At 45.5% G+C, this 13,827-nt stretch carries 10 protein-coding genes and 1 pseudogene; 7 read left to right on the top strand and 4 right to left on the bottom strand.

The features are described 5' to 3' along the window. Positions 1–47 precede the first annotated feature (47 nt). The 6 genes from IM792_RS15735 (at position 48) to cysQ (ending at position 9,339) form a co-directional block, all read left to right on the top strand. The gene (locus tag IM792_RS15735; RefSeq protein WP_194102850.1) at positions 48–3,176 is read left to right on the top strand and encodes a TonB-dependent receptor; all 3,129 of its coding nucleotides are present in this window, start codon (positions 48–50) and stop codon (positions 3,174–3,176) included. A gap of 22 nt (positions 3,177–3,198) precedes the next feature. Further along, complete coding sequence (locus IM792_RS15730; RefSeq protein ID WP_194102849.1) at positions 3,199–4,770, top strand: RagB/SusD family nutrient uptake outer membrane protein; 1,572 nt, start codon at positions 3,199–3,201, stop codon at positions 4,768–4,770. A gap of 102 nt (positions 4,771–4,872) precedes the next feature. Continuing rightward, a complete protein-coding gene (locus IM792_RS15725) occupies positions 4,873–6,288 on the top strand; it encodes an aryl-sulfate sulfotransferase (protein ID WP_194102848.1) in 1,416 nt (471 codons plus the stop codon). Then, on the top strand, positions 6,288–7,532 hold the full coding sequence (gene chrA, locus IM792_RS15720; RefSeq protein ID WP_194102847.1) for a chromate efflux transporter: 1,245 nt from the start codon (positions 6,288–6,290) through the stop codon (positions 7,530–7,532). The genes IM792_RS15725 and chrA overlap by 1 nt, the downstream gene beginning before the upstream one ends. Next, positions 7,529–8,581: a sulfotransferase gene (locus IM792_RS15715; protein ID WP_194102846.1), complete on the top strand. Its 1,053-nt coding sequence runs from the start codon at positions 7,529–7,531 to the stop codon at positions 8,579–8,581. The genes chrA and IM792_RS15715 overlap by 4 nt, the downstream gene beginning before the upstream one ends. Beyond that, positions 8,572–9,339, top strand: coding sequence for a 3'(2'),5'-bisphosphate nucleotidase CysQ (cysQ, locus tag IM792_RS15710; protein ID WP_194102845.1), 768 nt, complete (start codon positions 8,572–8,574; stop codon positions 9,337–9,339). Before IM792_RS15715 ends, cysQ begins: the two co-directional genes overlap by 10 nt. Here cysQ and cysC read toward each other — a convergent pair. The 3 genes and pseudogenes from cysC to IM792_RS15695 all read right to left on the bottom strand — a co-directional run. Next, positions 9,257–9,880: pseudogene (cysC, locus tag IM792_RS15705) on the bottom strand (adenylyl-sulfate kinase); the annotation flags it as partial. The gene cysQ and the pseudogene cysC overlap by 83 nt on opposite strands. A gap of 53 nt (positions 9,881–9,933) precedes the next feature. After that, positions 9,934–10,731, bottom strand: a complete 798-nt coding sequence (locus IM792_RS15700) for a glycoside hydrolase family 16 protein (RefSeq protein WP_228085158.1) — start codon at positions 10,729–10,731, stop codon at positions 9,934–9,936. 74 nt (positions 10,732–10,805) lie between these two features. Then, positions 10,806–12,620, bottom strand: a complete 1,815-nt coding sequence (locus IM792_RS15695; protein ID WP_194102843.1) for a sugar-binding domain-containing protein — start codon at positions 12,618–12,620, stop codon at positions 10,806–10,808. Between the two features lie 339 nt (positions 12,621–12,959). Here IM792_RS15695 and IM792_RS15690 point away from each other — a divergent pair, with 339 nt between their 5' ends. After that, a complete protein-coding gene (locus tag IM792_RS15690; protein ID WP_194102842.1) occupies positions 12,960–13,424 on the top strand; it encodes a response regulator in 465 nt (154 codons plus the stop codon). Between the two features lie 4 nt (positions 13,425–13,428). Here IM792_RS15690 and IM792_RS15685 read toward each other — a convergent pair whose 3' ends face one another. Continuing rightward, positions 13,429–13,827: a response regulator gene (locus IM792_RS15685; protein WP_194102841.1), complete on the bottom strand. Its 399-nt coding sequence runs from the start codon at positions 13,825–13,827 to the stop codon at positions 13,429–13,431.

The raw sequence follows: 13,827 nt of genomic DNA, 5'->3' as shown, positions 1-13,827 counted from the left end.
CAGTATAAGTACCCCAAATAAAACATTAATCACCTAAAATTTATAACATGATTAAAATCTTTACCAAATGCAAGCTTCGGCCCCAGTTAAGGCGCGTTAATAGCCTGGCACTATGCGTTAGTATATGCCTGGCCGCACAAACATTGGGTACCGGCGCGGTATGGGCAGCACCCAATGCCCTTAACAAAGGCGCCACGTTTAAACCCGTTGAAATAACAGGTACCGTTACTGACGAAAGCGGCGTTACCATGGCCGGCGTTAACGTATCGGTTAAAGGCACCAAAACCGGCACCACCACCAATGCCGATGGTGCTTACAAAATTAGTGTTGAACCGGGCGCAACGCTGGTATACTCGATGCTGGGTTTTGAAACGCAGGAGGTTGTGGTAAGCAGCCAAAAGGTTGTTGATGTAAAACTATTGCAAACCAACAAGCAGCTTAGTGAAGTACTGGTAATTGGTTACGGCTCAAAAAACAAGAGCACTTTTACCGGTTCGGCAGTAACGTTGAATGCTGAGGATCTGAACAAGGCATCGCTATCAATGGCCAACATGCTGCAAGGCAGGGCGGCAGGTGTGCAGGTAACGCAAAACAACGGTACGCCGGGCGCGTCGCTATCAATCAGGGTGCGTGGTACCAACTCATTGAACGCCAACAGCGAGCCTTTGTATGTAATTGACGGTTTCCCGGTGAGCGATCAGGTTGGTTTTACCCTGAATCCTGATGACGTAGCCTCAATAAGTATATTAAAGGATGCCGCCTCAACAGCCATATACGGTGCCCGTGGTGCTAACGGTGTGGTATTGGTAACCACCAAAAGCGGCAACAAGCACAAAAGCAACCTGAGCGTACATAGCTATGGCGGTATGCAAACCGTTATTAACCGTTTCGATTTGATGAACGGCTACCAAAACGCGCTGCGCATTAATGATATAGCCACCCAACAGGGTAATACCCCACCCTATACCGCAACAAGGCTCGACTCGTTACAGCAAGGCATATTGGGTACCGACTGGCAGGATCAGCTTTTCCGTACCGGCTATGTGCAAAACCATAACCTGAGCTTTGAAGGCGGCGGCCCTAAAACCAACGTATTTACCAGCTTTGATTTTATGAAACAGGATGGTATCATCATTAAATCGGGCTATAAACGTATTGGTGGCCGTGTAAACGTTAACCACGCGGTTAATGATAAGTTCACCATGTCGGCCAGGGTGTTTGGCAACTATGGTACACAAAATGATCTGCCGCTGGCACCATCAACCATTAACGGCTTTTTGAAACAGGTTATCAAAGCCAACCCGGCATCTACATTTGATAGCGGCCTGTCGGCACAGCGCGACGCGCAAAACCCGCTGCACTTTTTAGCGGCCGAGGATCGTGAAAATTCAACCTATCGTACACAAGCCTATTACTCGTTAAAGTACGAACCTATAAAAGGGCTTACCTTACAAACCGATCTGGGTGCCGACATGAATCGTACCGAGATACTTTACTTCTCGCCATCAACAGTAACTACATCGGCAGCAACCAATGGCCGCGGCTCCATCACCAATATTGATGAGCGCGACCTCATCATCAACCCAACAGCTAAGTATGCCTTTAAAAAGGATGAGCATAACTTTAACTTACTGGCAGGTTACAACGCTCAGGATTATACCTACAAGGAATCGGGCATTAACGCTACCAACTTTAGCAGCGATGAGCTGGGTTATGATAACATTGGTACGGCGCAACAATTTACCGGCTACTCATCAAAAACCAAAATAAAACGCCGTAGCTGGTTTGGCCGTATTGATTACGATTATCAGAACAAATACATATTTTCCGGTACCTACCGTATTGATGGTTCATCGGTATTTGGCTCGAACAGCAAGCTGGGTTACTTCCCATCGGCGGCCGTGGCCTGGAACTTTACTGAGGAAGAATTTTTGAAAGGCAAAAACTTTTTAAGTACCGGTAAATTACGCGCCAGCTATGGTATAACCGGTAACGACCGTATACCTACTGGCATATCGCTGGCCACATTCTCAAGCGATAATTCAACCAAGTATACTTTTGATGGGGTATCAACCATAAGCGGTATAGCTATCAACCGCCTTTCAAACCCTGATTTGAAATGGGAAGAAACCAAGGCTATTGATGTTGGTATGAACCTCGGCTTTTTTAACAACCGTATATTATTAGAACTCGATTATTATTCAAAAACAACGTCTGACTTGTTGCTTGATCGCAGCATAGCGCCATCAACGGGTTTCCAAAGCCGTTTTGGAAACTCGGGCGAGGTTACTAATAAAGGCTTTGAGGCATTTTTACAAACCACCAACCTGCGTGGCAAGGGCTTTAGATGGAATACCACCTTCTCCTACTCATACAATAAAAATAAGGTAACCTCATTAGGCAGCAACAACTCTGATATTTATGTCGGCTCGTTCAAACCTGATGGGGCCGCTAATTTCGAGTCGCCGTTCATTATCCGTGTAGGTGAGCCTGTGGGTTCAATATATGGATACGTTTATGATGGCATTATTCAGGAGAACGATCCGGTACTGACCAGCACCCACCCTAATGCCGAAGCCGGCGATCCTAAATTTAAGGACTTGAATGGCGATGGCATTGTTAACGCTGAAGACCGTACCATATTAGGCACCGGTGTACCAAAAGCCATCATAGGCTTTACCAACAACATTGTATACAAAGGCTTTGAGTTGGATATAGTATTGCAGGGCCAAACAGGCGGCAAACTGGTTAACGTACAAAAAGCCGATTTGCTTAACCCAATATCTAACGGTAACGGACTGGCCGAGATAGCTACCAACACCTGGTCGCCAACCAATACTTCGGGCACTATACCTGCAAAAGGCTTTTACGGTAACGCGCATGGTGGCTGGGTAAATTCAAGGTTTGTTGAAAGCTCTGACTATCTGCGCATAAAGAACGTTACGCTGGGTTACACTGTGCCCGAGCGTATAAGCAAAAGGTTTGGCATGTCAACATTGCACTTTTATGTGAATGCCCAGAATCTGTTTACCTGGAGCGGCTATTCAGGCCTCGACCCGGAGATTGGCAACCTGGTTGACAATTCGCAGCAAAACCGTAACGTAGCCCGCGGCATGGACTTTAACGCCTACCCGCTAAGCAAAATGTACCTTTTAGGAGCAAAGATCACTTTTTAACACTATATTGATACTCAATACAATGAAACTACATAAAAACATACTTGTACTGGCCGGTGCTATCAGTGTAGCGGTGCTGGCCTGTACCAGCGGTTTAGAAGAAGAAACCTTTTCGGTATTTGATGCCAATACGCTTACCAACCCCAACAATGGCGAGCAGGCCGTGCGTGGCACCTATGCCGGGTTAAAAGATAATGGAGGCTATGGATATTATGCCGGTTACCTGTACTGGCTTAACGAGTACCCCGGCGATGTGGTTACCACTACCCTTACCGCCCGCCAGGGCGTACAGCTGGATCAGCTTACTTATGATGCCAGCAACGCCACCATTAACGATGTTTGGACGAGTATATACCGCCTGATATCAAGAGCCAATGAATCGGAGGCTATCATCAACAATATCGATTACGTTGGCAACGGCTCAACCGAAGCCTTGAAAAGACAACATTTAGGCGAAGTGAAGTTTTTGCGTGCGCTGGCATATTATGATGCTACCTCATTATGGGGAGATGTGCCGCTGCTGAACAAACCATCATCGGAGTTTACGGATGCTGACGAAAACCCGCCCCTTACCGCGCAGGCTACTATTGAGCAAGGCATGATTGCCGATCTGGAATATGCCGAAGATAACCTGCCTGCATCCTATTCAGCAACCGAAGTAGCACGCGCGACATCGGGCGCGGCAAAGGCATTGCTTGGTCGTTTGTATTTACGCAGGCTGGAATGGCAAAAGGCCGCAGATAAACTGGCCGAGGTTATGAACAAAGGTTACGACCTGCGTACACAAGGCGAAGGCGGCATTGTATCATTGTTTTCGCGCGATAACCGTTCGGATAATGAGTTCATATTTGTGTTGAAATCATCGAGCGAGCCGGGTGCTTATGCCATCAACTCCAACAGTTTCGGTCAAAACTCTACCCCATGGGATTATAACCGTGGCTGGGGTAACTTCCCTTTAAATATCCAGTTCTACTCTATATTTAGTCCGGCTGATGCACGCCGCGATTTGCTGACAGGTAAATTCACTACCATTTACGGGCAGATCATGGCCATCCCAAAACAATATGGTGGCGAAGCTGAATCTGCCGATGCTGATACCTTATTGGCTACCTTTGTTTACAATTTAAAATATCCGCACACAGGTAACTATAATTACTCGGGTTTTAATAACGTAACCATTTTGCGCTACGCGGATGTATTGATGATGCGTGCCGAAGCCCTGAACGAGGTTAACGGCCCTAACCAGGAAAGTATTGACCTGATAAACCAGGTACGTAACAGAAGCGGATTGGCCAGCTATTCGGTAGGTAACTTCGCCTCGAAAACAGAATTGCGTGATGCCATTTTTGAGGAGCGTAACAAGGAGTTCTTTATGGAAGGGCGTCGCCGTGATGACCTGATCAGGTGGGGAAGAGCAGCCAGTAATGGCAGCAATCCGCTGGTTAAATTCAAGGAAAAAGTAGTGCCAACGCTTAAAAACGCGTCTACCTATTCGGATGCGGTTAACTACGCGCTGTACCCTTATCCGCAAAACGAGATACAAAGCAATACCTCGCTCGATCCAAGTGTGAACGCCGGCCGGGTAAGGCAATAGCTCTTTATTTCAACATAAAAACACTACCGAAAAGATACTGCAAGCTTGCAGTATCTTTTCCTGTTTGATTATATTTAGTACGATCATTATATTTTTTACTGAGTGATTAAAAAGAATAAAGGATACACCATTGGCCTGATAGTTTTGATAGTAGCCGTCATAGCGGTAGTGATCATCAAGCAGGATGATCTGAGGCCATTGCGTATCAAACATATTGAGCTGATGAAGCTACCATCCAACAGGTTACGGTTCGAGATCAATGTAAATACCACCAAAACCTGCGATTCCTATCTGCAATACTGGAAACGTGGCAGTCACGATACTTTGTACAGCGCCTTATCATCGGCACAAAAAAACCATAAACTGTACATTACCGCTACCGAGGCCCGCACAAAATACTATTTCAGGGTGCTGGCAAAAAGTAACGGGCATTATGTGAACAGCAAAACCTATAATTTTGAAACGCAGCCCATTTACCAGGCTACCCCCTACTTTACCCTCGAACATTGCGACAGCAGCCTGCGGGATGAGTTGAAGAACAAATACTTTTTAACGCAGATACTTACCGAACCCGGCTCGCTGGTGATTATTGACAATAAGGGCGAGATAGTTTGGTATGAGCCTTTTCAAAAAGGGGTTAAGGTTACCAACTGGACCAAGGACAAAACCATACTGTGCATTGTCGGGCCTGAAAAGATACCATCATCCGGCGGCGACGAGATATTGGAATTGGGATTGAATGGCAAGGCCGTTTTCCACCTGCAAAAAGGCAAGGGCGATATGGATAAACTGGTGCATCATGAGGTACGCAAGGATAAGGATGGAAACGTTTACGCGTTGACCTTTACCAAAAAGATATTCGATTTGTCATCAGTAAAAGGTAAGGTTAAGGATACCGTTAATGGCGATGGCATTGTGCTATTCAACAAAAAAGGGAAGAAACTTTGGGAATGGTCGGTACTGGATCACCTCAACCCGCTGGGCGATCCGGAGATAATTAAACATAAAAAGGATTGGGTACATGGCAACGCTGCTTACAGGCTTGATGATGGTAACTTCCTGATGTCATTCAGGGATTTGAACCAGGTATGGAAGATCGATTTTAAAACAGGCAAAGTGCTGTGGAAATTTGGCGAGAAAGGCGATTTTAAGATGGACCCGAAGCTGTATTTTCACACACAGCATTACATACACCCCACCCCGCAAAACAACTATATGCTGCTTGATAATGGCGACGAAACACATATTTCGAGAGCCATGATATTTAAGCTGGATACTACCAAAATGGCCGCTGATCCCGTTAACGTAGTAACCCTGCCGCCCGAGTATTATACCACCGCCAAGGGCAGCGCTGCGCTGTTCGGCAAAAACGGCGATAAGGTGCTTTTTTGCCTTACCGACCCACGCGCGTTTTTAATAACGGACATGAAGGGCAAAATACTCTGGCGCATACAGGTAGGCGGCGACCCTTACCGCCTTGAGGAAATAACCGACTTTTTATATCAAAAACCTTTGTAATGGAAGCAGTACTTGATATTGAAACGATGAACACAACGCCCCATACCGATAAAAAGCAGGTAACGCTTGGCTACCTGTTCTTTACTTTTTTTAAGATAGGTATGGTATCATTCGGCGGGCACATGGCGCTAATATCGGTGGTGCAGCGCATAATGGTTGATAAGGATAAAGTTATCGATAACGAGCAGGTGCTTAACAGCATAGGCGTGGCCAGCCTGCTGCCGGGGCCGCTGGCCGTAAACGTGGTGGGCCAAATTGGCTACAGGTTAAGGCAAGGCCGTGGCGCGCTCATCAGCACCGCAGGTATTATATTACCGGCATTTTTGCTGATGTGCGCTATAGCGTGGGCGTACTTTTCGCACAGGCAATTTATTAGCAGCAATGGTATACTAACTTACGTTACCGGGGTGGTTTGCGCCATTATTTTGGCTACCGGCTTCCAACTGTTTAAAAAAGAAGTGGCGGATAATAACAACAAGATCATGTTATTTATTGGAGCGCTTGCTTTGCTATTGTATACCGGCAACTACTTTATAACCGTTGGCCTTCTGCTGGCCGGTGGCGCGGCCGGGGCGCTTTTGCAGTTGCAGCAAAAGGAAGCATCGGCGCAAGCCTCACTATCGGGTAAAACCGAGATCGGCATCATCAATAAAATTGTATTGCTTATACTGGCCATTAACCAGGTTTTGTTTTTTAGCAATGGTACACGATACATCAGTACGGGTTACTTAAAGCTGGTGTTGATATTCAGCGGCATCAGCCTATCGCTGTTTGGTGGCGGGTATGTAATGATCCCTATTATGGAATCGCTGTTTGTGAACGATCTGCACTGGCTTACCAAACAGGAGTTTGTTGATGCCATTGCCTTTAGTCAGGCTACGCCCGGGCCTATACTTATTAGCGCTACGTTCACAGGGTATAAAATAGCGGGCTTTGTAGGGGCTACTTTGGCAACCATAGCCATATTTGGCCCATCGGTTTTTGTGAGCATACTGGCCATCAGCATTATTGAAAAGCATCAGGCCAATAAAACCGTAAAGAATATTTTAGCCGGAATAAAAACCGTAGTGGTGGCGCTCATCATCTCATCGGCATGGCGATTAATGGCAGGGCAAAAAATTGACGTACTGTTTGTGGCTATTGTTGCCGTATGCTTTATATTGAACTACAAATACAAAATAAGCCCCGTATACCTTATACTGGGCGCAATTTTAACAGGAACCATTACTACTAATTTGTTATGACAGATACATTAGCCGGTATACAGATCATTGGTACACAGCGTTCGGGCTCTAATTTACTGAGGGTTATACTCGATCAATCTACCGAGATAGCATCACCGCACCCACCGCATATCCTGACCACCTTTATGCCCCTGTTGCCCTTGTATGGCACATTAGATCTGCCTGCTTACCGGCAATTGGTTAGCGATGTGGTTGATTATGTAGATGCCAATCCGGTACCGTGGGAAGGCATCGTACTGAATAAGGAAGAAATACTCAAAGCATCAAAAGCTTATACCCTGCCCGAGCTTAACCGGTTGATTTACGAGCAAGCCGCCAAAACCAAGCAGGCGCGCTACTGGTGCTGCAAAAGTATGGCCAATGTGCATTATGCTGATGAACTGGAAGCCGCCGGGCTCAACCTGAAATATATGTACCTGTACCGTGATGGGCGCGATGTGGCGGCATCATTTAAAAAGGCGGTAGTGGGCGAAAAGCACAGCTATCACCTCGCTAAACAATGGCAGCACGACCAGCAGGCTTGTATCAACCTTGAAAAAAAGTTAAGCAGCGATCGTTTTTATAAACTTAATTATGAAACATTAATAGCCTACCCGGAGCAAACGGTTAAAAGTTTGTGTGATTTTTTGGGTATTGAATACGTTGATTCTATGCTCTCGTTCTACGAGTCGAAAACATCAAAACTAACTGCCGAGGCGGGTGAAATGTGGAGCAATCTGAAGAAACCGATCATGAAGGATAATACCGGCAAGTATAAGTCGGCATTTAAGGATAACGACCTGGAGATATTTGAAACCGTTGCCGGTGGTGTGCTTGTTGAGTTAGGCTATGATCTGCATAGCGATGTAAATCCATCTAACCACAATACTTATGCGGAAGAATTGTTATCCGAAGAAAACATCAAGACCTACACGGCCTTGAACGCGCAGCTAAAAAAAGAAGTGCTATCGCAAGCCCGCCCCTCGGATCTGGAGAACAGGCGCCCGCAGGAGGAGATCATCAAAAATATTAAAGCCCGTACCGAGGCAAATAAAAAAGTATGGATATAGATATTGACCTGCTTACAGGTATAGCGGTAAAAGCTGGTGAAGCCATTATGAGTGTTTATAATGATGACCGTGATGCATCGGTCACTTATAAGGCTGATAGCTCTCCCCTAACGCTGGCCGATAAGCTATCACATAAACGGATAGTGGCCGACCTTACCCTGCATTATCCCGAAATACCTATCCTATCAGAAGAAGGAGCCCATATACCCTACGAGGTGCGCAGCGAATGGGAATATTATTGGTGCGTTGACCCATTAGATGGCACCAAGGAATTCATTAACCGCAATGGTGAGTTTACGGTTAACATAGCCCTTATACATCGTGATACGCCGGTGCTGGGTGTAATTTATGTACCCTGCAAAAATGTGTTGTATTATGGCGATAGCAAGGGCAGTTACCGCCAAAAATTAATTGAGGGAAAAGTGCGTATTAAGACCGAAAGCAAACCAAGTAACTGGACGGCCGTAGGCAGCCGCTCGCATGCGGATGGAACCGAGGCTGATTTTTTAAGTGCCTACCCGGTAACCAGGCAGCTAAGCGCAGGCAGCTCGCTCAAGTTTTGTTTGGTGGCCGAGGGCAAGGCGCAGATATACTTTCGCAGCGGACCAACCATGGAGTGGGACACCGCCGCCGGGCATGCCATAGCCGTAAACAGCGGTGCCATTATGCAGGGCGTTAACGGCGAGCCGTTTCGGTATAATAAGCCATCTCTGCTAAATCCGGGCTTTGTGTGCCGGGTTGAGCTACCTCAGCAGTGATCAGCGGCAATATAGCATTGTATAGCTTGGCTGTACATTCCTGAGCCGTGGTATTGTGCGCCTGCAAGGTTAGCCAGGGTTGAGCAGGCGCTTCAAATGATGAGCCGATGCCGGTAAAATTCCTGATCTCCTTTTTAAACGCCTGTTGGTACAGCCCCTTAACATCGCGGCCTACGCATACCTCCAGCGGGCAGTCAACAAAAACCTCGTGGTAATTATCACCCAAAATATTACGGGCAATATCGCGGTGGCGATTAAGCGGGGTTATGAGCGAGCAAATGGTTATTACATTGTTGGCGCATAGCAGCGAGGCCATTTCGGCGGTACGCCTGATGTTTTCGGCACGCTCATCATCGCTAAAGCCGAGGCCTTTGTTCACGGTTTCACGCAACGCGTCGCCATCAAGCCTGATGCTGAAATAGCCGTTAAGGGTTAAGTGCTGCTCAAGCAGTTGGGCAATAGTGCTTTTACCCGCGCCCGACAGGCCAAGCAACCATACCACAATTCCTTTTTGTCCGGATAGTTTTGTTGTTATCATGCGTTTTGTATGATGATTTAAAGCGCTGTTATTAAGATACTAATTAATTTCAGGATTTATAGCGGCGTGAATTTAAAACTGTGTATCACTATCTCCACACTGCTGTTATCGCTGGGTACCATGCCCTGAAACAGCCATAAATTCATGTACACAGGCATGCTTACCGTTGATACAGAATAGGGCGGCGCGCAGGTAGAGGTAGCGAATAAGTTGGTATCGTTATCATAAAACCCACCAAGGCTTTTAAACACCACGCTGTTTGCCGTGCGTGTAAACCTATGGGTAGTGTAAGTACCATCATCAAGACTAAAATTATACGTTTGATGAAATGTTGGGTTACCTGTAGATGCCGGGTAAATGGTATAGTTTAACGGCTGATTGGCTTGTACACCCCAGCGGGCAAACTCAATATCCATTTCGTGCAGGCCATCAACGCCGTTGTAATTAAAAAAGCCAAGCACCACGTTTTTATCAAGCGCATTCAGCGGGCCATCAACCTGCCATTGGTAGGTACCATAGCCAAAGGTTTGCGTGCTGATCACCTCGGCGCACTCCCAGCGGTTGGTAGTGGTGTTCTTGCTTACTTTTAAATGAAGCCAGCCATTGCTATCAACCCAAACATTATCCTTATTCCAGTAGTTAGGGCCCGGCCCCATGGTTGAGCTGCCGGTGTTCTTTATATTCCAGGTATAGCCGCTAAACTGTATTGTTGCCGAGGCTTTTTTAACGGTATCAGTATTTGATGGGGTGGCTTTTGTACTTTGCGCTCCCTCCTTTTTACAGGCTGCAACAGCAAAGGCTACAAACAACATGCACAAACTTCTGATCTTCATGGCCGATAATTGGATCTTCATTAATCCAAATATACCACGCACCATAAAGCCGGAATTTCCAATAGTCCTGAATTGTTGTAAACTTTAAATGCCTATCACTTATTCATCTTGTAGCTTTCTTTTATCACGGCCTGGTTTACGGCACGTACACGCTCTACGTCCATTTTTTCAACAGCACGATCGTACGTTAAAACGCCGTTCACCTCGTGTTCAACATCGGTGGTTTGGGTGTATATGGCTACGCTGAGGCCTTTATATTTCATGAGCTGTTCTACCTGATCGAATAGGAAAACATAACGGTCAGTAAGTGCTGCTTTGGTCGGCTCATAATCATAGGCATTGTTTTCAACAGGCCACATGTGATCGCGCACAAACAGGCCTACACCACCAAACTCACCCAGCGAGGCGGCCCGATGATCATCGGGCACTGAAGCATCCTTGGGGCCTACGTAGATGTGGGTGTCCACATAATCGCCATTACCCGGATCGCCATAGGCTTTTTGATAGCCCGGATTATTGTTAAAGCCCGAGTTACCGTTAACCAATCGCGATGGATCGTACTGCTTTACCCAGTTGGTGATGCTCTTAACATCAAAGGCTCCCCAGTTCTCGTTAAATGGCACCCACGTAATTATGGATGGTGAATTGTAATGATCGTCCATTATAGCCTTCAACTCCTGACGAAATACCTTGCGCACTTTCAACGTATCCTCATGCTGATACCAGATGGCCGGCATATCCTGCCAAACCAGCAAGCCCAGCTTATCGGCCCAGTAATAAAAGCGCTGAGGCTCGGTTTTCATGTGTTTGCGTATCAGGTTATAACCTGCCTTTTTTGAAAATTCTACATCAAACTTCAAAGCGGCTTCGGTTGGCGCGGTTAATATACCATCAGGCCAGTACCCCTGATCAAGCAAGCCTACCTGCATTACAAACTTGCCATTAAGCAATGGCCTTATTACGCCATCAACCTTACCCAATTTAATATCGCGCATGCCGAAATAGCTTTCCACCTCATCGGCAGCGGTACCGCCGGCATTGGTTACCGATATTTTCAGATCGTACAAAAATGGCTCATCAGGCGACCATAGTTTGGCATTTTTTATAGGCAGATAAAAAGCTTTTCCGGCTACACCTTTAGCTTCTGATACTACCTTGCTGCCATCCAGCGCGGTAGCCGATAATTTGGTATTGGCATCGGCATCAACAGTAACTATCAGGCGGCTGTTGGCAACATCAGGCAATAGTTTAACGCCTTTAATATAAGTTTTGGCCACAGGTTCAAGCCATACGGTTTGCCATATGCCCGATGTAAAGGTATAATCGCCCCGCGGACCATTTTTGCCCGATGGTGTACGCCCATCGTTAGGATCGTGCGCGGCAACTACAATAGTGTTGCTGCCCTTTTTTAAGTATGGCGTAATGTTAAAGCTAAAAGCATCGTAACCACCGGCATGGCTACCGGCTTTTTGGCCGTTTATAAATACAGTAGCATCATGATCAACAGCATCAAAATGTATTATAACCTGTTTATCGCCCCAATTGGCTGGTACTTCAAACGTGCGTTTGTACCACATATTTATTTCCTGCTTACGCTCAATGCCTGATATTACAGACTCGGGGCAATACGGCACCAATATCTTATCTGTTTTACCGCTGAACGTTATGGGCTTTGCCGGGTTGAACGCGTTAGCTACATCTTTACCTCCCTGGTAATCCCACTTGCCGTTAAGGCATAGCCATTGCTCGCGCTGTAATTGTGGTCTTGGATATTCGGGGAAAGGAATTTTGGCTTCCATGGCCTCTGTTGTCCATTGGGTTGGCAATTTTGGCTTTTGGGCTACTGATGAGTTACAAAAAGTTACACCCAATAAAATTGATGCGGTAAACAGTTTAAAATAATTGGTCATTGATCTCAGATAAATGTTAACACTGCTTGCATAGCTAACCGGCAGATAATTAAGCAGCTTTAGGTTTTTACTGAGCCAATAATACTAATAATATACTTTACAGCAGTGTTAAATAATAACGTTTTAGCAATTTAAGGGTGAATTATAATGAATTTTAACGTATCTTATTTTTAATATTAAGCGTAAAATATACATATGTTAATAATATTGATTTGTTTGGCACAATCTTAGCACTGTCATATTTTGCTATATTTTATTATTACTTAATATCAATAATTTAACTTTGCATGTTATAACTTGCGAAATAACAAATAATAAGTCCCCTATTTTTGAATTTGTATGCCCGATAAAAAGATTACCGTTTTGTATGTGGATGATGAGGAGAATAACCTTTTTTCGTTTAAAGCTACTTTTCGCATCAAATACAATGTGTTAACCGCTATTAGCGGCGACGAAGCATTAAAACTACTGGCCGAAAAACCGGTACATATTATTGTTACCGACCAACGCATGCCCGAAATGACCGGTGTTGAGTTTCTGGAAAACGTATTAAAAAGTTACCCTGACCCAATGCGCATACTCCTTACCGGCTATGCTGACATGAACGCGGTGATCGATGCGGTAAATAAAGGCAAAATATTCCATTACCTTACCAAGCCCTGGAACGAAGCCGAACTGGATGCCACCATACAAAAGGCTTATCAAAAATACCTGGAGAAATTAGAGATGCAGGACATGAACGATAAGCTTGCCGTATCAAACGATCAGCTTGAGTTTATGCTGAGGCAAAAACTGCTATCCTGATCTGTTACCCTATCGAGTATTTATGGAATACATCTTCAAGCTTCTCTTTAGTAAGCGGTTTTTCAACCACACCAAGTACTGTACGGTAAGTGCGCCCGCGCGATATATCATTTTTATTTAAGGTAGATGATAGTATAAATATGCGGTACTGATCGGTTATCTCATCAGGCAAACGCTCATAAGCTTCCAAAAATTCAAAGCCATTCATAATAGGCATTTGCAAATCCAGAAATATTACCGCAGGCAAAGCTAACCCGGTGTTACCATCGCGTATGGCCTCAAATGCGGTAAGCGCGTTGTTATGCAGTTTAACCGTACTATCGGCATAGGCAAACTGAATGATCTTTTGCGCTATAAAGCAATCAAGCTGACTTTCATCAATAACTATTAAAGATAAGGCCAT

The organism is Mucilaginibacter sp. JRF (genome assembly GCF_015223065.1).
Taxonomy (GTDB): domain Bacteria; phylum Bacteroidota; class Bacteroidia; order Sphingobacteriales; family Sphingobacteriaceae; genus Mucilaginibacter.
Note: the sequence above shows the minus strand (reverse complement) of the source record. Positions and strands in the feature narration are given on the sequence as shown.